We start from the raw sequence: 441 nt of genomic DNA on the forward strand, positions 1-441 counted from the left end.
ATCAGATCCGGCTTCTCGCGCTTGAGGCTGAATTCCGTCGTGTCATGGAGGACGAGGATCGGTCCCTCCCTCGCCGCTACGCGCTCGCGCGTCGCCTCGAAATGACCGCCAAGAATATCCGCCTCGTCGACCCGCTCGTTGGAGAAGAATCGATAGGCGGCCTTCGTGTTGGCCCAATCCTGACAAACCAACGGGATGCTTTGACCCATGTCGCTCCCGATTTGTGCGAGCAATTTGCAGAACCGGCGACCAACCCGCTCATCCTTAAACTCGCATCCCGCAACTTCCCGATCAACCCACGTCTCGATACCGGTCGTCAATCGCTGAGCACGCGCCACCGCGCGTTCCTTCACCAAGCCCATCGAGCACCCCGCACTTCCGAATCAGGTGCTCAACAACGAATCACAACAGATTCTACTGATTCAAGATTTCGGCCGCGGC

At 58.5% G+C, this 441-nt stretch carries 1 protein-coding gene; it reads right to left on the minus strand.

What is annotated here, in order from left to right:
* The coding region (locus tag QJT78_RS52150) for a transposase DNA-binding-containing protein (protein WP_281460950.1) at positions 1–362 on the minus strand (362 nt) is incomplete at its 3' end.
* Positions 363–441 lie beyond the last annotated feature (79 nt).

Origin of the sequence: Bradyrhizobium sp. Mp27 (genome assembly GCF_029953005.1) — a bacterium.
In the GTDB taxonomy this organism is placed as follows: Bacteria; Pseudomonadota; Alphaproteobacteria; order Rhizobiales; family Xanthobacteraceae; genus Bradyrhizobium; species Bradyrhizobium barranii.